23 protein-coding genes are annotated in these 20014 nt (G+C 70.3%); 8 read left to right on the top strand and 15 right to left on the bottom strand.

What is annotated here, in order from left to right; genetic code table 11:
- Nucleotides 1-208, top strand: a 208-nt coding sequence (locus DW299_RS07175; protein WP_275090580.1) for a pyridoxine 5'-phosphate oxidase C-terminal domain-containing protein, incomplete at its 5' end; no start/stop codon positions are given.
- 18 nt (nucleotides 209-226) lie between these two features.
- Here the strand turns inward: DW299_RS07175 and DW299_RS07170 are convergent.
- The 3 genes from DW299_RS07170 to DW299_RS07160 are packed head-to-tail and all read right to left on the bottom strand — an operon-like array spanning nucleotide 227 to nucleotide 1571.
- Nucleotides 227-1039: an SURF1 family cytochrome oxidase biogenesis protein gene (locus DW299_RS07170; protein WP_136036174.1), complete on the bottom strand. Its 813-nt coding sequence runs from the start codon at nucleotides 1037-1039 to the stop codon at nucleotides 227-229.
- On the bottom strand, nucleotides 1036-1230 hold the full coding sequence (locus tag DW299_RS07165) for a hypothetical protein (protein WP_136030186.1): 195 nt from the start codon (nucleotides 1228-1230) through the stop codon (nucleotides 1036-1038). The genes DW299_RS07170 and DW299_RS07165 overlap by 4 nt, the downstream gene beginning before the upstream one ends.
- Complete coding sequence (locus tag DW299_RS07160) at nucleotides 1227-1571, bottom strand: DUF3099 domain-containing protein (protein WP_136030188.1); 345 nt, start codon at nucleotides 1569-1571, stop codon at nucleotides 1227-1229. Before DW299_RS07160 ends, DW299_RS07165 begins: the two co-directional genes overlap by 4 nt.
- 127 nt (nucleotides 1572-1698) lie before the next feature.
- On the opposite strand from DW299_RS07160, the gene DW299_RS07155 reads away from it, so the two are divergent.
- A complete protein-coding gene (locus DW299_RS07155; RefSeq protein ID WP_136030190.1) occupies nucleotides 1699-2409 on the top strand; it encodes a beta-ketoacyl-ACP reductase in 711 nt (236 codons plus the stop codon).
- A 42-nt stretch (nucleotides 2410-2451) separates the two neighbouring features.
- Here DW299_RS07155 and DW299_RS07150 read toward each other — a convergent pair whose 3' ends face one another.
- Genes DW299_RS07150 through DW299_RS07140 form a run of 3 tightly spaced genes read right to left on the bottom strand, consistent with a single transcriptional unit; the run spans nucleotide 2452 to nucleotide 5114 of the window.
- On the bottom strand, nucleotides 2452-3147 hold the full coding sequence (locus tag DW299_RS07150) for an alpha/beta fold hydrolase (protein ID WP_136036173.1): 696 nt from the start codon (nucleotides 3145-3147) through the stop codon (nucleotides 2452-2454).
- 41 nt (nucleotides 3148-3188) lie between these two features.
- Nucleotides 3189-3824 carry a phosphoserine phosphatase SerB gene (serB, locus tag DW299_RS07145; protein WP_136036172.1) on the bottom strand — a complete coding sequence of 212 codons (636 nt, stop codon included), beginning with the start codon at nucleotides 3822-3824 and terminating at the stop codon, nucleotides 3189-3191.
- Between the two features lie 48 nt (nucleotides 3825-3872).
- Nucleotides 3873-5114, bottom strand: coding sequence for a glucose-1-phosphate adenylyltransferase (locus DW299_RS07140; RefSeq protein WP_136030197.1), 1242 nt, complete (start codon nucleotides 5112-5114; stop codon nucleotides 3873-3875).
- Between the two features lie 69 nt (nucleotides 5115-5183).
- Here DW299_RS07140 and glgA point away from each other — a divergent pair, with 69 nt between their 5' ends.
- The 3 genes from glgA (at nucleotide 5184) to DW299_RS07125 (ending at nucleotide 7521) form a co-directional block, all read left to right on the top strand.
- Entirely contained in the window at nucleotides 5184-6368 is a 1185-nt protein-coding gene (glgA, locus tag DW299_RS07135) for a glycogen synthase (RefSeq protein WP_136036171.1), read from the top strand.
- A 17-nt stretch (nucleotides 6369-6385) separates the two neighbouring features.
- Nucleotides 6386-7171: an ABC transporter ATP-binding protein gene (locus DW299_RS07130; RefSeq protein WP_136036170.1), complete on the top strand. Its 786-nt coding sequence runs from the start codon at nucleotides 6386-6388 to the stop codon at nucleotides 7169-7171.
- Nucleotides 7172-7263: 92 nt separating this feature from the next.
- Nucleotides 7264-7521, top strand: a complete 258-nt coding sequence (locus DW299_RS07125) for a type B 50S ribosomal protein L31 (protein ID WP_047520045.1) — start codon at nucleotides 7264-7266, stop codon at nucleotides 7519-7521.
- Nucleotides 7522-7583: 62 nt separating this feature from the next.
- Here DW299_RS07125 and DW299_RS07120 read toward each other — a convergent pair whose 3' ends face one another.
- From DW299_RS07120 to DW299_RS07110, 3 genes are read right to left on the bottom strand one after another with little or no spacing between them, the layout of a single operon-like run.
- Entirely contained in the window at nucleotides 7584-7868 is a 285-nt protein-coding gene (locus tag DW299_RS07120; RefSeq protein WP_136036169.1) for a hypothetical protein, read from the bottom strand.
- 38 nt (nucleotides 7869-7906) lie between these two features.
- Nucleotides 7907-9157 carry an alpha/beta fold hydrolase gene (locus DW299_RS07115; protein WP_136036168.1) on the bottom strand — a complete coding sequence of 417 codons (1251 nt, stop codon included), beginning with the start codon at nucleotides 9155-9157 and terminating at the stop codon, nucleotides 7907-7909.
- A 1-nt stretch (nucleotide 9158) separates the two neighbouring features.
- A complete protein-coding gene (locus tag DW299_RS07110; protein ID WP_136036167.1) occupies nucleotides 9159-11162 on the bottom strand; it encodes a DUF262 domain-containing protein in 2004 nt (667 codons plus the stop codon).
- A gap of 177 nt (nucleotides 11163-11339) precedes the next feature.
- Between DW299_RS07110 and DW299_RS07105 the strand changes: the two genes are divergently transcribed.
- Both DW299_RS07105 and DW299_RS07100 read left to right on the top strand, forming a co-directional pair.
- Nucleotides 11340-12113: a hypothetical protein gene (locus tag DW299_RS07105; protein ID WP_136030209.1), complete on the top strand. Its 774-nt coding sequence runs from the start codon at nucleotides 11340-11342 to the stop codon at nucleotides 12111-12113.
- Nucleotides 12114-12283: 170 nt separating this feature from the next.
- Nucleotides 12284-12787, top strand: coding sequence for a DUF3145 domain-containing protein (locus DW299_RS07100; RefSeq protein WP_136030211.1), 504 nt, complete (start codon nucleotides 12284-12286; stop codon nucleotides 12785-12787).
- 132 nt (nucleotides 12788-12919) lie between these two features.
- Here the strand turns inward: DW299_RS07100 and yczR are convergent, their stop codons facing one another.
- Nucleotides 12920-14323, bottom strand: a complete 1404-nt coding sequence (gene yczR / locus DW299_RS07095) for a MocR-like transcription factor YczR (protein ID WP_136036166.1) — start codon at nucleotides 14321-14323, stop codon at nucleotides 12920-12922.
- Between the two features lie 95 nt (nucleotides 14324-14418).
- On the opposite strand from yczR, the gene yczE reads away from it, so the two are divergent.
- Entirely contained in the window at nucleotides 14419-15081 is a 663-nt protein-coding gene (yczE, locus tag DW299_RS07090; RefSeq protein ID WP_136036165.1) for a membrane protein YczE, read from the top strand.
- Between the two features lie 69 nt (nucleotides 15082-15150).
- Here the strand turns inward: yczE and DW299_RS07085 are convergent, their stop codons facing one another.
- The 5 genes from DW299_RS07085 to DW299_RS07065 form a co-directional block, all read right to left on the bottom strand.
- Nucleotides 15151-16389: a beta-ketoacyl-[acyl-carrier-protein] synthase family protein gene (locus DW299_RS07085; RefSeq protein ID WP_136030217.1), complete on the bottom strand. Its 1239-nt coding sequence runs from the start codon at nucleotides 16387-16389 to the stop codon at nucleotides 15151-15153.
- 93 nt (nucleotides 16390-16482) lie between these two features.
- Nucleotides 16483-16731 (bottom strand): acyl carrier protein, encoded by a 249-nt coding sequence (locus DW299_RS07080; protein ID WP_136030219.1) that lies wholly within the window; start codon nucleotides 16729-16731, stop codon nucleotides 16483-16485.
- A gap of 69 nt (nucleotides 16732-16800) precedes the next feature.
- Entirely contained in the window at nucleotides 16801-17802 is a 1002-nt protein-coding gene (locus DW299_RS07075) for a beta-ketoacyl-ACP synthase III (RefSeq protein ID WP_136030221.1), read from the bottom strand.
- Nucleotides 17799-18719 (bottom strand): ACP S-malonyltransferase, encoded by a 921-nt coding sequence (locus DW299_RS07070; RefSeq protein WP_136036164.1) that lies wholly within the window; start codon nucleotides 18717-18719, stop codon nucleotides 17799-17801. The genes DW299_RS07075 and DW299_RS07070 overlap by 4 nt, the downstream gene beginning before the upstream one ends.
- 94 nt (nucleotides 18720-18813) lie before the next feature.
- Nucleotides 18814-20010, bottom strand: coding sequence for a PucR family transcriptional regulator (locus DW299_RS07065; RefSeq protein WP_136030264.1), 1197 nt, complete (start codon nucleotides 20008-20010; stop codon nucleotides 18814-18816).
- Between the last annotated feature and the right edge of the window lie 4 nt (nucleotides 20011-20014).

Genomic DNA, 20014 nt, shown 5'->3' with positions numbered 1-20014 from the left:
GACGCCCGCGGAGAGCGCGGCCGACCTGGCCGCACGGTCTCCGGCCGCGCGGGACGGGGTCGCCGCCGGGGACTGGGTGCTGTGGCGCCTGCAGCCCTCGCGGGTGGAGTTCTGGCAGGGGGCGACCGATCGACGGCACACTCGGATCGTGTACGAGGTGGCACCGGGCGGCTGGGGACGGCACGTGAGCGGTACGACCGGCACCTGAGCGGCGCGGCACTCGGGCTCAGCGGGCGTCGAGCAGCTCGTCCTCGACGTCGGCGTCGCGGTCGCGCCGGCGCGGCGCCTTCACGGGTGCCGGCTTCCCCTCGAGCTCCTCGCGGTGCTTCACGATCTCGGTGCGGATGATGTAGCCGATGAAGATGAACCCCATGATCGCGAACAGGATCCACTGGATCGCGTACGACAGGTGCGGACCGGGATCGTCGGTGGGCGACTCGAAGCCGCCGAGGGTTCCCGAGCCCGCCGGGTCCTCCGACACCAGTCGCCCGTAAGCGCCGGTGAGGGCGCCACCGTCGATGGTCTCGGAGATCGACGGCAGATGGATCGTGGGCACCTGGCCCTCCGGCGCGCCGCGACCGGAGGCGGGAAGCGGCTCGCCGGGTCGAAGGCGCACCGTGACCGTGACCTCGCCGGACGGTGGGGCGGGGATGGCGTCCGGCACGTCACCCTCGCCCGGCGGAACCCACCCCCGGTCGACGATCAGCACGCGACCGTCGACATCGCGGAACGGCACCAGCACCTCGAAGGCGCTCGTGCCCCCGTGCGGGCGGTTGCGCACGAGCAGCTGTTCGTCGGCGAGGTACTCGCCCTGCAGGGTGACCGGGCGCCACTCGTCGTCGGGATCGAGCACGTCGTCGTCGCCCAGCACCTCGGTGAGGGGCACCGCGGGGGCGTCGTAGTTCTGCTCGACCAGCGCGATCTGCTCGGCCCGCGATTCGTTGCGCTCGAACTGCCAGTGCGACAGGAAGGCGCAGGCGATCGCGAACCCGATCGCGATCAGGGTGTAGACGCCCCAGCGGGTCAGGCGGTTGTTCACGAGGGCACACCGTCTCTCACGGTCACGGGGAAGTCACGGGCGGCCAGATAGTCGCGGAGGAAGTCCACGTGCTCGGGGCACGCCAGCCAGATCTTCTCGCGGTCGGGGGCGTGGATGCGGGGATTGCGCCACACGACCTGGCTGGTCGCCGCGCTCCGGCATCCGGCGCGCGAGCAGATCAGATCGGTCATTGCTCCGCGCGGCCTTCGCGGATCGTGAAGACGCCGGGGTTCGCCTCCTGCACAGGCGGAGGACCGGGAGCCGCATCGAGCTCCTGCAACGGCGACTCGGCGGAGGTTTCCGTGCTGTCGCTTCCCGCATTGGCGAACACCACGGCGATGTAGGGCAGCACAGCGGCGGCCAGGGCGAACACCCACGTGTACCACCCGAACGGCTGCACGAAGAACATCAGGCCGAAGCACACGATGCGGATCGTCATCGTGAGCGCGTAGCGGCGCACGCGGTGGTCGCTCTCGTCCCCGGGAGACTGGGGGAGAGAGGTGACGGCCGGGACTCGACGTGCGTTCTTCACGATGCTTCCAGCCTACGCCGGTGCGGGCTCGGCGGCGCCCCGATTCCGCCCGGGGCACGCTCGCTGCAGTCGCTAGGATCGTTCACGGCTCGGAAACGCGACCCCCGACCAGAGCAGGAGTGCCCCCATGAGTGCTGACCGCGTCGTCCTCGTCACCGGAGGCAACCGCGGCATCGGCCGCGCCATCGCCGAGCGCTTCGTGCGAGAGGGGTACCGCGTGGCCGTCACCGCCCGCAGCGGCGAGGGTCCGGAGGGCACGCTCACGGTGCGCGCCGATGTCACCGATGCCGCGTCCCTCGATGCCGCGTTCACCGAGGTCGAGCAGCAGCTCGGCCCGGTCGAGGTCGTGGTGGCCAACGCCGGGATCACGAAGGACACCCTCCTGCTGCGCATGAGCGAGGACGACTTCGACAGCGTGGTCGCCACCAACCTCGGCGGCACCTTCCGCGTCGTCAAGCGTGCGTCGAAGGGCATGCTGCGCGCACGGTTCGGACGCATCATCCTCATCTCCAGCGTCGTCGGGCTCTACGGCTCCGCCGGTCAGGTCAACTACGCAGCGTCGAAGAGCGCCCTGGTCGGCTTCGCCCGGTCGATCACGCGCGAGCTCGGGGCCCGCGGCATCACCGCCAACGTCGTCGCGCCCGGGTTCATCGAGACCGACATGACCGCGGAGCTCCCGGAGGAGACGCAGAAGCAGTACCAGGCCAGCATTCCCGCCGGAAGGTTCGCGACGGCGGATGAGGTCGCGGGTGTGGTCACCTGGCTCGCGAGCGATGATGCCGCCTACATCTCGGGTGCCGTCATCCCCGTCGACGGCGGCCTCGGGATGGGCCACTGACGCGCTGAGAGGCCCGGGCTCCGACCCGTCCGCACGTCGGACTCACCGGGCGACGGCGGCGACCAGCAGCTCACCCAGGCGCTGCGGAACCGAGAACTGCGGCCAGTGGCCGGACCCGATGCGCACGACCTCGGCGTCGGCGATGGCGTGGAATTCCTCCGCGTATGCACCCCACTGTGCGATCGTCGCCTCGAACGCCTCCTCGTCGAGCCCGCCCATGAGCAGCGTCACCGGCACGGAGTGGCGCGCGGGGTTCTCGAGCTGGATCTCGTCCGCGGGCACGCGTCCCGGCACGCTCTGCGTCAGCCCGACCGTGCGGGCCCGTGTCGCGTCGTCGAGGTCGTGCACATCCTCGTCGGGGAAGAAGTCCCACCCGGGGAACGGGACGGCACCGTCGACGACCTCGAACTCATTGATGCCCGAACCGGGCGGCGGCGGCACCGTGTCGACGAAGATCACGCGCCGCACGCGCTCGGACCTCGCGTCGGCGACTCCCCAGGCCACATTGCCGCCTCCGCTGTGACCGACGACGACCACGTCGCCCTCGACCTCATCGACGGCGGCCACGCCCGCGGCCACCCACTCCGCCATGCCGATGTCGGAGGCGGCCGGACCGGAAGCCCCGAGACCGGGAAGGGTGAGCGGATGGGTGCGGTGTCCTGCCTGCTCCAGCGCCGGTATCACGTCGTCCCAGCTGCGCGCGTCGAGCCAGAGTCCGGGGATGAGGATGATGTCCATGCGGCGACGCTAGCGCTGGCCGCCGACATCCACCACCGCCCTCACGGCAGGAGAGGGATGACCTCGGCGAGATCCTGCGTGGCGACGACGAGGCTCGCGGCCTCCCGGACGGCCGGCTTCGCGTTGAACGCGAGTCCGAGTCCGGCGACGGCCATCATGGGCAGATCGTTCGCCCCGTCACCGATGGCGATGGTGGCGTGCGCCGGCACCCCGAGGTCGTCCGCCCAGGTCTGCAGCCAGGAGGCCTTGGCCTGCCCATCGACGATGTCGCCGTCGACACGACCGGTCAGCCTGCCGTCCGCGACCTCGAGGCGGTTGGCGCGCCACCGGTCGACGCCGAGCTCGGGAGCGATGTGGTCGAGGATCTCGTGGAACCCGCCGGACACGACGCCCACCACGCCACCGCGCGCGTGCACGGCGGCGGTGAGCTCGCGGACGCCCGGGGTCGGCTCGATCCGGGCGCGGACGCGCTCGAACGCCGACACCGGCACCCCCTCCAGTGCGGCGACGCGCGAGCGGAGGCTGGATGCGAAGTCGATCTCGCCCCGCATCGCGGCCTCGGTGGCGGCCTGCACCTCCGCGCGGCGACCGGCCTCGTCGGCGAGGAGCTCGATCACCTCGTTGCGGATGAGCGTGGAATCGGCATCGAGGACGACGAGGAAGCGCGCGGAGGTCACCCTCCGAGCCTAGCGATGCGGGCGCACGGGCCCGGACGGCGTGACGGCTCAGCGCTCGATGAAGACGCCCTTGCCGACCACGGTGATGCCCGACTCCGTTACGGTGAAGCCGCGCGCGAGGTCTCGCTCACGGTCCACACCGACCGTCGCGCCGTCCGCGAGGACGACGTTCTTGTCGAGGATCGCCCGGTGCACGCGAGCGCCCTGCCCGACGTGCACATGATCGAACACGACGGAGTCGGTGATGGTCGAACCGCCACCGGCCAGGGTCCACGGTCCCACCACGCTCCGCTCGAGGTGCGTGCCGGACAAGACGGAGCCGAGGGACACGATCGAGTCGATCGCGTTGCCGATGCGGCCGACGGAATCGCGCACGAACTTCGCAGGCGGCGAGTTCACCGCCTGCGAGTGGATCGGCCACTCCATGTTGTAGAGGTTGAACACGGGCAGTGTCGAGATCAGATCACGGTGCGCGTCGAAGAACGAGTCGATCGTCCCCACATCCCGCCAGTAGGAGCGGTCGCGCGGCGACGAGCCGGGGACGTCGTTCTGCTTCATGTCGTAGTAGCCGGCCTCGCCGCGGTCGACGAAGTACGGCACGATGTCGCCACCCATGTCGTGGCTCGACGTCGGGGACTCGCCGTCCGCCTCGACGGCGGCGATCAGGGCGTCCGCATCGAAGATGTAGTTGCCCATCGAGGCCAGGACCTCGTGGGGGGAGTCCGCGAGACCGGTGGCGTCGGTCGGCTTCTCGAGGAACTGCCGGATGCGTCCGGACTCCGGGTCCGCGTCGATCACGCCGAACTGCGAGGCGAGGGCGAGCGGTTGCCGGATGCCGGCCACGGTGGCCTTGGCGCCCGACTCGATGTGCGCCTCGAGCATCTGGCGGAAGTCCATGCGGTAGACGTGGTCGGCGCCGATCACCACGACGATGTCCGGCTTCTCGTCGTTGATCAGGTTCATGCTCTGCAGGATCGCGTCGGCCGAGCCGGAGAACCAGCGCTTGCCCAGTCGCTGCTGCGCGGGGACGGAGGCGACGTACGAGTCGAGCAGCGCCGACATCCGCCAGGTCTGCGAGATGTGCCGGTCCAGGCTATGGGACTTGTACTGGGTGAGCACCACGATCTGACGCAGGCCCGAGTTGATCAGGTTGGAGATGGCGAAATCGATCAGGCGGTACTGGCCGCCGAACGGCACGGCAGGCTTCGCACGATCCCCTGTCAGCGGCATGAGTCGCTTGCCCTCGCCGCCGGCGAGGATGATCCCGAAGACCTTCTTTGGAGCGGACATGGCTCCACCATAGATGCCGCCGCGCCGGGGAAACTAGCGTCTGGACAAGCCGGTCGCTAGCGTCTAGGCATGCGAGTCGAGATGATCAGCAAGGAGTACCCGCCGGAGATCTACGGCGGCGCCGGAGTGCACGTGGCTGAGCTGGTCGCCGCCCTGCGCGAGAGCATCGATGTGACGGTCCGCGCCTTCGGTGCGCCGCGCGAGGAGGAGGGCACGTTCGCGTACCGCACGCCGACCGGACTGGCCGGCGCGAACCCGGCGCTGCAGACGCTGGGCACCGACCTCGAGATCGTCGCCGCGATCGGCGGGGCCGACCTCGTGCACAGCCACACCTGGTACGCGAACTTCGCCGGTCACCTCGCGTCGCAGCTGCACGGCATCCCGCATGTGCTGACCGCGCACAGCCTGGAGCCACTGCGACCGTGGAAGGCGGAGCAGCTCGGCGGCGGCTACGCGGTGTCGAGCGGGATCGAGAAGCTGGCGTACGAGAACGCGGCCGCCGTCGTCGCGGTGAGCGCGGGGATGCGCGCCGACATCCTGCGCAGCTATCCCGGGGTGGACCCCGCGCGTGTCCGGGTGATCCACAACGGCATCGATGTGGAGCGCTGGCGGCCGGTCGAGGACGCCGCGTTCCTGGAGTCGATCGGCATGGACCCCGCTCGCCCGTCCGTGGTGTTCGTCGGGCGGATCACCCGGCAGAAGGGACTGCCGTACCTGCTCCAGGCGGCCCGGCTCCTGCCGCCGGAGGTGCAGCTGGTGCTGTGCGCCGGCGCCCCGGACACCCCGGAGATCATGGCCGAGGTGCAGGAGGGGGTGCGGCTTTTGCAGCAGACTCGCGAGGGCGTCATCTGGATCGAGCGCATGCTCCCCCGCGATGAGCTGTCGGCCATCCTCGCCGCAGCGACCACGTTCGTGTGCCCCTCGGTGTACGAGCCGCTGGGCATCGTGAACCTGGAGGCGATGGCGTGCGGCGCCGCGGTCGTCGGCACGGCCACGGGTGGGATCCCGGAGGTGGTCGACGACGGCGTGACCGGCCGCCTGGTGCCGATCGAGCAGGTGCAGGACGGCACGGGCACCCCGATCGACCCGGAGCGCTTCGTCGCCGACCTGGCCGCCGTGCTGACCGAGGTCGCGACGGATCCGGAGCGCGCCCGCGCATACGGTGAAGCCGGACGGGAGCGGGCGCGGACCCAGTTCAGCTGGACCGCGATCGCGGAAGCGACCCGCGCGCTCTACGCGGAGCTGATCCGTTGAGCCGATAGGCTGGCCGCATGCCGATCGCTCTGGATTTCGCTGACGTCGTCGTGCGCCGAGAGGGGCGCAACATCATCGATCACGTGACCTGGCAGGTCGCCGACGATCAGCGATGGGTGATCCTCGGGCCGAACGGCGCGGGCAAGACCACGCTGCTGCAACTGGCCGACACGCTCATGCACCCGACGGCCGGCACGGTCACCGTGCTGGGCGAGACGCTCGGTCGCACCGACGTGTTCGAGATCCGCCCCCGGATCGGGTTCGCCTCCTCCGCGATGGCCAAGCGGGTTCCGCGTGACGAGACCGTGCTCAACACGGTGCTCACGGCCGCGTACTCGGTGCTCGGCCGGTGGAACGAGAGCTATGAGGACATCGATGAGCGCCGCGCCCTCCGCGTGTTGCGCGATTGGCGTCTGGATCACCTCGCCGACCGCACGTTCGGCACGCTCAGCGACGGCGAGCAGAAGCGTGTCCAGATCGCGCGCGCCGTCATGACCGACCCGGAGCTGCTGCTGCTCGACGAGCCGACGGCCTCGCTCGACCTCGGCTCGCGTGAGGAGCTGCTCGCCCTGCTCGGCGGGTACGCCTCGGCGCCGTCGACGCCCGCGATGCTGATGGTGACGCACCACGTGGAGGAGATCCCGGTCGGTTTCACGCACGTGCTGCTGCTGCGTGACGGCGTCGTCGTCGCGGCGGGGCCGATCGAGGAGTCGCTCACGAGCGAGTCGCTGACGGCCGCGTTCGGGATGCCGATCACGCTGTCTCAGGAGGGTGGCCGCTACGCCGCCCGCGCCGCGTCCTGACGCGGCATCTGATAGAATCGACCCTTGGTGCTCTCTGCACCGCAGACTTCCCTCGTCCCTGGCACAATCCAGGGCAGCAACTAAGGAATCCCATGAAGACTGACATTCACCCCGACTACCAGGCCGTCGTGTTCCGCGACCTCGGCTCGGGCGAGACCTTCCTCACCCGTTCCACCGTCACCAGCGACAAGACCATCGAGCTGGACGGCGTGGAGTACCCGGTGATCGACGTCGAGATCTCCTCGGCTTCGCACCCCTTCTACACGGGCAAGCAGCGCATCATGGACTCGGCCGGTCGCGTCGAGAAGTTCAACCAGCGCTTCAAGGGCTTCGGCGGCTCCTCCAAGTAAGGACCCCCGACGAAGGCCCCGCGTTCCTCGGAACGCGGGGCCTTCGTCATTCCCGGCGCCCGTCACAGGTCGATGATGATCCTGGTGCCGCGGATGCGGTCGGGCGGGTCGCCCGGGGAGGGGGAGGGGGCGGTGCGCCGTGTCTGCCGATCGCGCTCCTGGCCGGCTTCGTGAGCAGAGGGGGACCACACGCTGTCGAATGCGCCGACGAGCCCGCCGCCGGTCGCGTGCTCGTACTTCTCCTCGACAGGCTTGCGCGAGAACGTGTGCCGCATCCCGGCGATCAGCAGCGCGGGACCCGTGACCAGGACCAGCGCGACCGTCGCCCACGCCATGACGTCTCGCATGCCCCCAGGATAGGCGGCTGCAGTGTCGCCGTGGGGCGTCAGCGCAGGCGTCGACCCGCGGCGAGGTCGATCAGGCGGGAGAGCACCTGGCCCGTCCGCAAGCCGTTGTGCTCGTGTTCGCTCGTCACCCACAGGGATACCCCGGGGAGCAGTCGCGCGGTCTCGAGCGAGAACTCGAGCGGCACGTACACGTCATCCACGTACACGGCGGCGGCTCCCGTCGCACCCGAGGCGGTGATCGCCGCGGGATCGTAGATCTGCGGCCAGGCGTGCTCGGCCAGGGCCAGAGTGACCTCTCGCCACGGCCGCAGCGCCGGAACCGTGTCGGTCCACTCGCGGCGGATGTGCTCGCCCGTGAACAGCGTGGGATCGTCCTGGAAGTCGGCGGGTTCGACGCGCTCGGCCGACCACCGGGTTGCATGGCCGCTCGCGTAGCTCGACTCATGGAACACGTAGTACAGCGGATTGCGGCCGCCGAAGGGCATGGCGTGCATCAGGTCGTACCGGAAGGCGTTCGACGAGGGGTCGCGCTCCAGGAGCGACCACACCGTCTGCCATCCGTCGTCGGTGCCGAGCGCGGAGCCGACCGAGCGCAGGCGCGAGCGCGAGACGACCTCGCCGTCCGGCAGGACGATGCGGCCCTCGTCGGCGAGGTCGATCAGTCGGCGCATGGTGTCGCGGTGCTCGGGGAACCGGCGGTAGTAGCGCTCGGAGGCCATGCGCATCTTGTCGTAGCACAGCGCGTAGACCTCGTCGGGGTGCCGCTCGACGGTGCTGAGGCCGCCGGTGATGAACACGTCGCGCAGCGACCCGGCATCGGTCGACAGGTAGGCGAGCGTGGTGAACCCGCCGAACGACTGACCCAGCACGCTCCAGGTGGTGGCACCGAGGTGCTCGCGCATCGCCTCGGCGTCGCGCACGATCGCATCGGCGCGCAGGTGGGTCAGGTGCTCGGCCGCCGCGTCGGCTCCTTGAGCGAGGTCGTCGTCGCCGACGGGGGTGGAACGACCGGTGCCCCGCTGGTCGAGCAGCACGACCCGGTAGTGCGCGAGCGCCTGGTCGAGCCACGCCGGGGCGGTGGAGGAGTGGAACGGCCGCGGCGCCTCGTGCCCAGGGCCGCCCTGCAGGAAGACCAGGTACGGCAGCTGCTCTCCGCCCTCGCGTGCGACCACCGCGGCGAACACGTCGATGGTGCGCGCGTCGGCGGGGTCGTCCCACACGAGCGGCACGGTCAGGGTGTGCTCGTCGATCGTCAGGTCGAGCAGGCGGCGGCGGACGGTGGTGGTCATGTCACATCACGTTCCCGATGTAGGAGTACTTGACGAAGACCTCGGAGGCGAGCCCGGACTCCTCCAGCACGCCCTGCACCGCGGTCATCATGTAGTTCGAGTCCCACCCCATGTACAGCGAGTGCTCGTCGTCGAGCCGGTCCCACTGGCCCTTCCACGCCTGGGCGTCGTAGACGGGGCCGCCGTGCGCGGCGCAGTACGCGACGGCCGCCTCACGGGTGTCGGTCCACGCACGCCGGAACACGCGGTTGAAGAGGTGCTTGACGTCGTAGACCTCCCAGCGCTCTCCGCGGTACTCGACGTAGTCGAACTCGCGCTCCCAGCCGGCCGGCCAGCCGCGCCGGCGGACGGCGTCGAGGATCGGGGTGAGGCCGTCGTCGTCGATCTCCGGCAGGGCAGGGCGGGCCCAGATCCGCAGCAGCTCGGTCGTCAGCGCGACCGTGCGGGCCGTGATGGCGGCGGTGCCCCAGGCCGCAGCGGCGGTCAGCTCTCGCGTGGCCGGCACGGTGCTGCGCGCGTAGGCCACGTCGCGCTTGACCGGGAACGATGCTCCGAACACGCGCTCGGTCAGCCCCTGCTCGAGCAGCGTGAGGTTGCCCAGCGTGGGAGCGAGCGCGCGGTGGCTGTTCTGCTCGTCCTCGCTGTACTCGCTCCACGGACGCACGCCGTCGCCCGACCACGCGTCACCGGGGACGGCCGGGACGATGTGCTCGACATCGAAGCCCTCGACCTCGTCGACGCCTTCGAGTCGCCCGAGCACATAGGCGGGGTAAGGCAGCTCGCTGTACTTCAGGACGGCGCTCACACGCTCGTCCGACGGCGTGATGCGGGCGATCGCACGGGCAAGCGCTTCCTGACCGTTCGCGCGCGCCCGGCAGAGCCGCGCGATCAGGCGCTCGGTCGGCAGATTCACCAGCACGCGGCGGAGGTACATGGCCTGCAGCCACTCGAGCGTCTGCAGGAACTCGGCTCGGTCGATGCGTCCGCGGACGTGGTCGCTGTAGGCGTTGAGCACCAGCGGATACGACGAGCGTCCGAACGTGTTGACGGCCCGCAGCTGCCGCGCGATCTCGAGGTCGGGCTCCCGTGACGGGTCGAGCAGGATGCCGTAGAGCTCCGCGAAGTGCCGCCAGTTCGCGGCATCGGCCTGGAGGTGCGCGACGTCGACGCGCGGGAACGACTGGCGGAACGCGCTGTACACGCCGTGCTCGCCGTTCGCCGCGACCTCTCGGCCGGTGACCATGACGAGGTAGTGGCGCCAGAACGCGCCGATCGCCTCGCCGGTGTGCTGTTCGATGGGCAGCCAGAAGCGCGACTCGACGTCGAGCTGTTCGGCGTGGCTCAGGCCCATCAGGATGTAGTTGTGGATGAGCTCGTGGTCGCGCAGCGGCTCACCGGTGGAGTTGAGGCTCTCGAAGATCTGCTGCGCGTTGGCACGGGGGCCCAGCGTGATCGACACGTGCTCCAGGCGCTGCAGCCCCCGCCAGATCAGCGGCACTTCGTCGACGTGGATCTGGCTGCGGAAGAACGCGTAGTTGTCGTCGAACCGCGACTCGCGGTCGAGGTCGTCGCGGCGGTCGAGGACGACGGACTCGTACAGCTCGGCCCATGCGTCGTGGGGTCGGAGCTTGGTGCGTCCGGGAGCGTCCGCCAGGACGAGCACGCGGGAGAGCTCGGCGGCGAGGGCCGGATCGGTGTCGCGGACCGCGTGATGCAGGGCGGCGACGAGGAGCATGAGCGTGGTGATCCGCTGCTGTCCGTCGATCAGGATGAGGTCGGCGTCCTCACCGCTGCCGTCCTGCGCGGAGAGGATCGAGCCGAGGAAGTGACGGTGGGCGTCGTCTTCCGCCGCGACCGCGCGGACGTCGGACAGGAGCCGTTCGCAGCCGCCGATGTCCCACCGGTACTGCCGCTGATACACGGGGACGACGATGGTCGTGCGTCCCGCCGCGAGCCATTCGATCGTGTTGACTGCTGTCGCCTCGACGTTGGTCGCGGTGCTCATGCTGGTGTCTGATCCTCCCGTTGCGACGGGCGCCGAGAACGCGCTCGACGCCCCGCCCAGTCTATTCGGGTTATGCACGGCCGCCCTCCGGGGAGGCGGCGAGCCCCGCTGTTAGGCTTGCCTTATCAGGGCCTGTTAAAACGTGCTGGCCCCCGATGAAAGGAACATGACTCGATCATGGGATACATCAAGTCCGCAGCGCTGGAGGAGAAGGGCTTCGTCGTCCTCGACAGCTACGACCAGGAGGCCGACCCCAAGGAGTGGCTGGACGTCGAGTACAACGACTGGAAGTCCTCGGGCGACACCCGGTTCGCGCCCCTCGCCAGCGCCTTCGGCGACATCGAGTGCAACGGCTTCTGGAACCACAAGCCGCCGCGCACCGACAAGGACGGCGTCTGGATCGACTCCCAGGTCGCGAAGGCACCGAACCTGACGCGTCGCGCGCAGGAGCCGGGTGCCAACGTCGGTCGGTGCCGCATCATCGAGCTGCAGCCCACCCCGTACGGCGACTGCCTGTACAACCTGCACCAGGACGACAACAACCGCCTGAACCCCGACGGGACCGGCTGGGTCGTCCGCGGCTTCTTCAACCTCACCGACGACAAGGACAGCTACTTCGTCCTGCGCGAGAACCGCACCGACCCGAGCATCGAGTACCGCATCGCACTGCCGGCCGGCGCGCAGCTGATCGTGGACACACAGCGCCTGTGGCATGCTGCCACCCACAACGGCACCGACCCGCGCTACTGCCTGATCACGTCGTGGACCTCGGGCCCCGAGCTCGACGCCTACATCGAGAAGTACCACGGCACCGACGACGTCCCGAACGTCGAGGTCCCGCAGGACGTGCTGGAGTTCGGCTACGCCGAGCAGGCGCGCAAGGACGCGGCGCGCGCCGCGTACTACGCCGCCAAGGGCCAGCAGGTCAAGCAGGCCATGAGCGAGGCGTGATCCTCCGCTGATACGACGAAGGCCCCGGTCGTTCGACCGGGGCCTTCGTCATGGAATCACACGCTTGTGATTTATGCGGAACTCCGCGAGAATGGGCGCACAACCGCATACTCTCGCCACTTCGTGGGTCAGGTCGTAGGGGAAGACGCACCTGATGAAACGGAGAGATCATGGCGACGGCTTACGCACGCGGAGTGGTGTTCATCCACTCGGCGCCTCGCGCGCTCTGCCCGCACCTGGAATGGGCGGTCGGTCGCGCTATCGGGCGTGCGGTGAACTTCGACTGGACGGAGCAGCCGGTCCTCGACGGCGCCCGGCGCGCCGAGTTCTACTGGGACGGCCCCGTCGGCACGGGTGCTGCGCTCGCGACCGCGATCCGCGGCTGGGAGCACCTGCGCTTCGAGGTCACGGAAGACCCGACGCCCCGCAGTGACGGCGGACGCTGGCTGCACACTCCGGATCTCGGCATCCACTACGCGCAGACCGACGCCGCCGGCAACATCGTGATCGGCGAGGACCGCATCCGCTACGCGATGGAGATCGCCGCAGGGAACGCCGTCGAGCTGCAGCGCGAGCTGGACATCGCGCTCGGCTCCGCCTGGGACGAGGAGCTCGAACCGTTCCGCCACGCCAGTGACGATGCGCGCGTCGTCTGGCTCCACAAGGTCGGTTGACCGGCCCGCAGACCGGGGGCGCGGGAGGCGTGAGTATCGGATTCCGGTGAGTGATCCCGGACGCTGAGAAGACGTATCCTCGCCCCGCTCGACGAAGACCCCGCCACGGATGCCGCGGCGGGGTCTTCGTCGTCAGATGACAGCCGCGTGGCGCATCTCCGCCGCGGGCTGTCGGCTGCCTCCCACCAGGTCGCCCCACGCCAGGGCGAGACGGGCCATCGCCTCCGCCGTGCGCTCCGGCGGAAGGGTGATCGGGATGCGGAGCCGCCGCTCCAGCACCCCGCCGGTCGTGAAGCGCGGCCCCGGGGGCAGGATCAGGCCCTGCTCGCGGGCGGCGAGCGACAACGCCGTCGAGACCGGCGCGCCCAGATCGATCCAGGCCGACAGGCCGCCCGGGGTGCGCGGCATCCGCACGCCGGGCAGGTGCGTGAGGCCCTCGGCGACGGCAGCGCGTCCCGCCGTGAGCCGGCTGCGCACGTGCGCGCCGAGTGCAGGCATGTCGCGCAGCAGCTCGACCGCGATGCACTGCTCGAGCAGCGCGGTGCCCAGCTCGAACGAGGGGCGGACGGCGAGCAGGCGCGCGATCACGGAACGCTCGGCCCGGATCCACCCGATGCGCATCCCGCCCCACGCGATCTTCGACATCGAGCCGACGGTGATGACGTGCGGTCCCTCCGCGGCGAGGGGGACAGGAGCCCAGCCGCGGTCGATGTCGAGCTCGGCTGTGGTCTCGTCGACGATCAGATGGGTTCCCACGTGGCGTGCGGTGGCGGCGATGCGGGAGCGCTCCTCCTGCGGAAGGGTGGCACCGGTCGGGTTGTGGAAGTCGGAGATGAGATAGGCGACGTGAGGCCTCGCGCTCAGCAGCGTGTCCGTGACGTGGCGGGTGTCCCAGCCGTCCGTATCGACCGGCGTGGGCACCAGGCGGTAGCCGTGCCGATGGAGGGCTTCGAGCGCGTGGGGGAAGGTGGGCTGTTCTACGAGTGCGCGTTCGCCCCGACGCCCGATCGCGGTGAGGATCAGGTTCACGGCGTTGAGCGCTCCGGACGTCACGATGATCTCGTCCGCGGTGGTGTCGGCCCCGCGTTCCGTGAAGCGCTGCGCGAGCGCCTCGCGCAGCTCCGGAAGCCCCTGCAGCGAGTAGCCGCTCGTGCCGCGCAGCGCCGCGAGTCGCGGGAGTGAGCGCACGGTCGCGTCGTACAGCCCGGGGGTGGAGTCCATCGAGGCGATGGAGAGGTCGATCGCGTCGCCGTCGCCGTCCTGTCCCGGCAGCGCGGGGCCGTGGGGGAGTGCGACCCGGGTGCTGCCGCCGTGGTGGCGCGTGACGTAGCCGTCCGCCTCCAGCAGGCCGTACACGCGCGTGATGGTCGAGCGGGAGCGGCGCAGCTCGACCGCGAGAGCACGCTCGCTGGGCAGTCGTTCCCCCACCGTGAGCCGACCGTCGAGGATGAGCGCGGTGATCTGGCGGGCCAGGGCGGTGGCCGAGGCGCCGGCGACGCTGCGCGCTCCGAGCTGTTCCACGAGTCGTGAGGACATGACTCCAGCTTGCCGCAAAGTGGACTGCTATACGCAGGCCACTTTTGTCGCAGTGGTCTCGGCGACCGCGGCTCCCGTCGTTCCACGATGGAGAGATGCTCCTGCGCTCCATCCTCCTGCCCGTCCGCGCCACGAGCCCTCGCGACCTCGCGGAGCGCCTGGTCCAGCTCGTCATCGGACTGATGCTCTACGGCATCGCGCTGGCGTTCATGGTCCGCGGGGGCATCGGTGTGGCGCCGTGGGACGTGCTCGCGCTCGGTGTCGCGGGACGGAGCGGCCTCGGCTACGGCGCCGTCACCGTGCTGGTGTCGATCGTGGTCTTGCTGCTGTGGATCCCGCTGCGCCAGCGCGTCGGTCTCGGCACCCTGCTCAACGCCCTCCTGATCGGCCCCAGCGCCGACCTCGCGCTGCTGGCACTGCCCTCCCCGCCGAACGTGTGGATCGGCGCGCCCATGTTCGTGTTCGGACTCGTGCTGCTGGCCTTCGCCACCGGGCTCTACATCGCCGCCGACTTCGGTCCCGGCCCGCGGGACGGACTGATGACGGGTCTCGTCCGCACCACCGGATGGCCGGTCTGGCTCGCCAGGACCGTGATCGAGGGTTCGGTGCTCCTCATCGGATTCCTGCTGGGCGGCCCGGTGGGTGTGGGGACCGTGCTCTTCGCGTTCGGCGTCGGTCCGCTCATCGGCTGGTTCCTTCCCCGCATCGAGCGGCGCCGCAGGGCCCGGTCGCAGCGGCTCGCCGCCTCGAACGGCTGAGCCGGGTCCGTCGAGACAGGACGAGGCCCCCGGGACGTCCCGGGGGCCTCGTCGTATCGTACGGGGTCGTCAGTCGGCGCTGCCCACCACGAGCACCGCGTTGTGTCCGCCGAAGCCGAAGGAGTTGCTGATCGCGATCTGCGGTCCGTCGCCCAGGGGCATCGGCTCTCCCGACAGGCGGAACGGGACCTCGGGATCGGGCTCCGTCATGTTGATCGTCGGAGGGGCGACCCGGTCGCGCAGCGCGAGGATCGAGAAGATCGCCTCCAGCGCGCCGGTGCCGCCGAGCAGGTGCCCGGTCGACGCCTTGGTGGCCGACACCGGGATCTCATCGATCCGGTCGCCGAAGACCTTCTTGAGCGCTGTGTACTCGTTCGGGTCGCCCACCGGCGTCGAGGTGGCGTGGGCATTGATGTGCGTGACCTGGTCGGCCGTGATGCCGGCCTCCTCGAGAGCCTGCGTGACCGCACGGGCCGCGCCGTTGCCCTCCGGGTCGTTGCCCGTGATGTGGTAGGCGTCGGCCGTGACGCCGCCGCCCAGGATGTAGCCGTAGATCTTGGCGCCGCGAGCCTTGGCGTGCTCTTCGGTCTCGAGGATCAGCGCGGCCGCTCCCTCGCCCATCACGAAGCCGTCGCGGTCGATCGCGCCCGGACGCGATGCGTGGGCCGGGTCGTCGTTGCGGCGGGAGAGGGCCTGCGCGGAGGCGAACGCCGCCATCGTGATGGGGTGGATCGCGGACTCGGTGCCGCCGGCGATCACGACGTCGGCGAGACCCTCCTGCAGGTGGTGGAAGGCGTGGATGAGGGACTCGGTGCTCGAGGCACAGGCGCTCACCACGGTCTGCGCGTAGGCGCGGGCCTCGAACTGCAGCGAGAGGTTGCCCGCGGCAGCGTTGGGCATGAGCATCGGGACCGTCAGCGGCATGACGCGGCGCGGTCCCTTCTCGCGCAGCGTGTCCCACGCGTCCAGCAGGGTCCACAGGCCGCCGATGCCGGTCGCGAAGTCGACGCCGAGGCGCTCGGGGGCGACCTCGGGGGAACCGGCGTCGGCCCAGGCCTCGCGTGCCGCGATCAACGCGAACTGCGAAGACGGGTCCAGACGCTTGGCCTCGTGGCGCGGCAGCACCTCTTCGGGGCGGACGATCGCCGAGGCGGCGAACGTGACGGGCAGCTCGTACTGCTGCACCCAGTCGTGCTCGATCGTGCGGGTGCCGGACACCCCGGCGAGGAGGTTGGTCCAGTTCTCGGGAGCCGTCCCGCCGATGGCGGACGTGGCGCCGATGCCGGTGACGACGATGCGCTTGGTCATGAAGGTGGTTCCTTGTCGAACGGGAGTCGTGCGGGAGATGGGCAGAGCGGAGGATGCCACGCCCCGCCGCAGCGGGGGTGGCATCCTGCCGTGTTACTCCTGGCCCGCGACGATGAAGTTGACCGCGTCGCCGACGGTCTTGAGGTTCTTGACCTCGTCGTCGGGAATGGTCACGCCGAACTTCTCCTCGGCGTTGACGACGATCGTCATCATCGAGATCGAGTCGATGTCGAGGTCGTCGGTGAACGACTTCTCCAGGGCGACCTCGGAGGCGTTGATGCCGGTCTCGTCGGTGATGAGCTCTGCGAGGCCGGAGAGGACCTCATCGTTGGTGAAAGCCATGGTGGTCTTCCTCTTTCTTACGGGGTGTATTAGGAACCGTGGAACAGTCTAGGGAAGGTCGGCGCGGACTCAGGGGAGGACGACGACCTGTGCGGCGAACACGAGACCGGCGCCGAAGCCGATCTGCAGCGCCAGCCCACCCGAAAGCTCGGGGTGTTCAGCCAGGAGGCGGTGGCTCGCGAGCGGGATGGAGGCGGCCGAGGTGTTGCCCGTCGTCTCGATGTCGCGGGCGATCGCCGTGGTCTCCGGCAGACCGAGCTGCTTGGCGAACTCGTCGATGATGCGCATGTTCGCCTGGTGAGGGATGAACGCGGCGAGGTCCTCCGCGGTCACGCCCGCCTTGTCCAGTGCCTCACGGGCGACCTTCACCATCTCCCACACCGCCCAGCGGAAGACGGTCGGGCCCTCTTGGCGCAGCGTGGGCCACGGCACCTCGCCGTCGCGGAACTCGGTGAGGGTGGCGTTCATGCCCACGGCGTCGGCCTTGGAGCCGTCCGAACCCCACACGGCGGGGGAGATGCCCGGCGTCTCGCTGGGGCCGATCAGTGCAGCGCCGGCACCGTCGCCGAGCAGGAACGAGATGCTGCGGTCGGTGGGGTCGACCACGTCGGACAGCTTCTCGGTGCCGATCACGAGAGCGTGGCGTGCCGTACCGGCCTTGATGAGCGCGTCGGCCTGCGCGATCGCGTACGCATACCCCGCACAGGCGGCGTTGATGTCGTAGGCGGCCGCCGGGTTCGCACCGACGCGGTCGGCGACGATCGCCGAGACCGAGGGCGTCTGCTTCGGGTTGCTGATCGTCGCGACGATCACGAGGTCGACCTGGTCGGCGGGGACGCCCGACTTCTCGATGGCCTCGGCGGCCGCGGCGGTGGCCAGGTCGATCGCATCCGTTCCCTTGTCGGCGCGCACGCGAGTCACGATGCCGGTGCGCTGGCGGATCCACTCGTCGCTCGAGTCGATCGGACCGATCAGGTCGTCGTTCGGGACGGCGTTCTCGCCGCGCGCGGCACCGTACGAGTAGATGCGGGTGTACGCGGGGCCGGTGAGCTGGGCGAGCGTGGCGCTCATGCGGCGTCTCCGTTCAGCAGCGCGACGGCTGCGTCGAGGTCTTCGGGGGTCTTGACGGCGACGGTCGGCACACCACGGAGCCCGCGCTTGGCGAGGCCGACGAGGGCGCCGGCGGGGGCGAGCTCGATGACCCCGGTGACGCCCGCCTCGGCGAACGACGCCATGCAGAGGTCCCAGCGCACCGGCGAGGACACCTGGTCGACGAGATACGAGAGAGCCTGCGCGCCGTCGGAGACCACGGAGCCGTCGCGGTTGGTCCAGAGCGTGATGTCGGGGTCGACGGGGGACACGTCGGCCACCGCGTCGCGGAGCGCGGCGACCGCCGAGCCCATGTACGAGGTGTGGAACGCACCGGCGACCTGCAGCGGCACCACGCGCGTGCCCTTCACCGGCTCCTCGGCCAGAGCAGCCAGTGCCGGCAGTGGTCCGGCGACCACGATCTGGCCGCCGCCGTTGTAGTTGGCGGGGGACAGGCCGAGCTCGGCCAGGCGGGCGAGCAGCGCGTCTTCGTCGCCGCCCAGCACCGCGCTCATGCCCGTGGGGGTCTGCGCGGCGGCATCGGCCATCGCGCGGCCGCGGATCCCCACCAGACGCATGCCGGTCGTCTCGTCGATCACCCCGCTGCCCACGAGGGCGGCGACCTCGCCGACCGAGTGACCGGCGATGCCGTCCGCACGGCGGCCGGACCGCTGCACGAGGGCGTCTCCGGCGAGGAGCGACGCGGCGACGATCAGCGGCTGCGCGATGCGCGTGTCACGGATGGTGTCGGCGTCGGACTCGGTGCCGTGGGTGCGGAGGTCGACCTCGGCCGCCTCGGAGAAGGAGGCGAGACGCTCCTCGGCGCCGTCGAGGTCGAGCCAGGGGGCGAGGAAACCGGGGGTCTGCGAGCCCTGTCCAGGGCAGACGACGACAATCACCCACCCAGTCTGCCAACGATTGCCGACGAGCGGTGGATGATCCATCACAAGATTGCGAGGATCCCTTGTGTGTGGCGCACAGGGCCCGGCGGCGTCACCGCGGCGGGCGCCGTGCGGACGGGCGGCGACGCACCTGCTCCGCGGCACCGATGGACCCGAGGATGAGGGCCGTCTGCAGGATGAGGGCCTCGCGCGGGCCCGTGGCGTCCCACCCGATCACCTCGCTCACGCGCTTGAGGCGGTAGCGCACGGTGTTCGGATGCACGAACAGCTCGCGCGCGGTCGCCTCCAGCGAGCGGCCGTTGTCGAGGTAGCTCCACAGCGTCGTCACCAGATCGGTCGAATGGGCCTGCAGTGGGCGGAAGATGCGCTCGACCAGCGTCTGCTTCGCGAGGGGGTCGCCCGCCAGAGCGCGCTCGGGCAGCAGGTCGTCGGCTTCCACCGGTCGCGGTGCGCTCCGCCAGGCGCGAGCCACCGCGAAGCCGGCGAGGGCCGCCCTGGCGCTCTGGCTCGCATCGACGAGGGCGGCGACCGCGGGTCCGAGCACGACGAAGCCGGGCCCGAACGACGGCTCGAGCCGGGCGGCGATCTCCTGGAAGCCCAGCTCCTCGTCCTCGCCCTCCTGTCCGGCCACGCGGGCACGGCCGAGCACCAGGACGAGCCGTGAGCCCTGCACGCCGATCAGCACGTCGACCGCGAGCTTCCGCGCCGTCCGACGCACGAGGTCCACATCGAACTGCGGAGGCGTCGTGCCGACCAGCACCGCGACCTCGCCGTGTCCGTGCCAGCCCAGGGCGGCGATGCGGCTCGGCAGCTCCTCGTCGGCCTCTCCCGTGAGGATCGAGTCCACCACGAGTGCCTCGAGGCGCGCATCCCACAGGCCGCGGGCCTCTGCGGCGCGGGCGTACACGTCGGCCGCGGCGAACGCGACGTCGCGCGAGTACAGCAGGATGGCCTCGCGGAGATGCTCACCCTTGCCGGCGACGCGCTCCTCGGTCACCTCCACCGTCACGCGGATCAGCTGGAGCGTCTGCTGCAGGCTCACGCTGCGCAGGAGCTCCCGTGGCGCGGCGGCGAAGATGTCCGCCGCGATCCACGGGGTCGAGGTGGGGTCGTCGTACCACTGGATGAACGAGGTGATGCCCGCCTGCGCCACCAGCCCGACCGCAGAACGGCGGGCCGGTGGCATGTCGGCGTACCACGGGAGCGTGTCCTCCAGCCGCTTGATCGTCACCGAGGCGATGTCACCGGAGATCCGGCGCAGCCAGGTGAGTGTCGCGGCCTTGTCCATGCCG

The sequence above is a fragment of the Microbacterium sp. K35 genome (assembly GCF_004794375.1).
GTDB classification, from domain to species: Bacteria; Actinomycetota; Actinomycetes; order Actinomycetales; family Microbacteriaceae; genus Microbacterium; species Microbacterium sufflavum.
Note: the sequence above shows the minus strand (reverse complement) of the source record. Positions and strands in the feature narration are given on the sequence as shown.

Bases quoted from the DNA above. Each gene is read 5' to 3' on its own strand.
- DW299_RS07150 (WP_136036173.1), bottom strand. From the start codon at position 3,147: ATGGACATCATCCTCATCCCCGGACTCTGGCTCGACGCGCGCAGCTGG.
- DW299_RS07065 (WP_136030264.1), bottom strand. From the start codon at position 20,010: ATGGACAAGGCCGCGACACTCACCTGGCTGCGCCGGATCTCCGGTGAC.
- DW299_RS07085 (WP_136030217.1), bottom strand. From the start codon at position 16,389: ATGACCAAGCGCATCGTCGTCACCGGCATCGGCGCCACGTCCGCCATC.
- DW299_RS07120 (WP_136036169.1), bottom strand. From the start codon at position 7,868: ATGCGAGACGTCATGGCGTGGGCGACGGTCGCGCTGGTCCTGGTCACG.
- glgA (WP_136036171.1), top strand. From the start codon at position 5,184: ATGCGAGTCGAGATGATCAGCAAGGAGTACCCGCCGGAGATCTACGGC.
- DW299_RS07105 (WP_136030209.1), top strand. From the start codon at position 11,340: ATGGGATACATCAAGTCCGCAGCGCTGGAGGAGAAGGGCTTCGTCGTC.
- DW299_RS07155 (WP_136030190.1), top strand. From the start codon at position 1,699: ATGAGTGCTGACCGCGTCGTCCTCGTCACCGGAGGCAACCGCGGCATC.
- DW299_RS07100 (WP_136030211.1), top strand. From the start codon at position 12,284: ATGGCGACGGCTTACGCACGCGGAGTGGTGTTCATCCACTCGGCGCCT.
- DW299_RS07125 (WP_047520045.1), top strand. From the start codon at position 7,264: ATGAAGACTGACATTCACCCCGACTACCAGGCCGTCGTGTTCCGCGAC.
- DW299_RS07115 (WP_136036168.1), bottom strand. From the start codon at position 9,157: ATGACCACCACCGTCCGCCGCCGCCTGCTCGACCTGACGATCGACGAG.
- DW299_RS07140 (WP_136030197.1), bottom strand. From the start codon at position 5,114: ATGTCCGCTCCAAAGAAGGTCTTCGGGATCATCCTCGCCGGCGGCGAG.
- DW299_RS07165 (WP_136030186.1), bottom strand. From the start codon at position 1,230: ATGACCGATCTGATCTGCTCGCGCGCCGGATGCCGGAGCGCGGCGACC.
- yczR (WP_136036166.1), bottom strand. From the start codon at position 14,323: ATGTCCTCACGACTCGTGGAACAGCTCGGAGCGCGCAGCGTCGCCGGC.
- DW299_RS07080 (WP_136030219.1), bottom strand. From the start codon at position 16,731: ATGGCTTTCACCAACGATGAGGTCCTCTCCGGCCTCGCAGAGCTCATC.
- yczE (WP_136036165.1), top strand. From the start codon at position 14,419: ATGCTCCTGCGCTCCATCCTCCTGCCCGTCCGCGCCACGAGCCCTCGC.
- DW299_RS07110 (WP_136036167.1), bottom strand. From the start codon at position 11,162: ATGAGCACCGCGACCAACGTCGAGGCGACAGCAGTCAACACGATCGAA.
- DW299_RS07130 (WP_136036170.1), top strand. From the start codon at position 6,386: ATGCCGATCGCTCTGGATTTCGCTGACGTCGTCGTGCGCCGAGAGGGG.
- DW299_RS07075 (WP_136030221.1), bottom strand. From the start codon at position 17,802: ATGAGCGCCACGCTCGCCCAGCTCACCGGCCCCGCGTACACCCGCATC.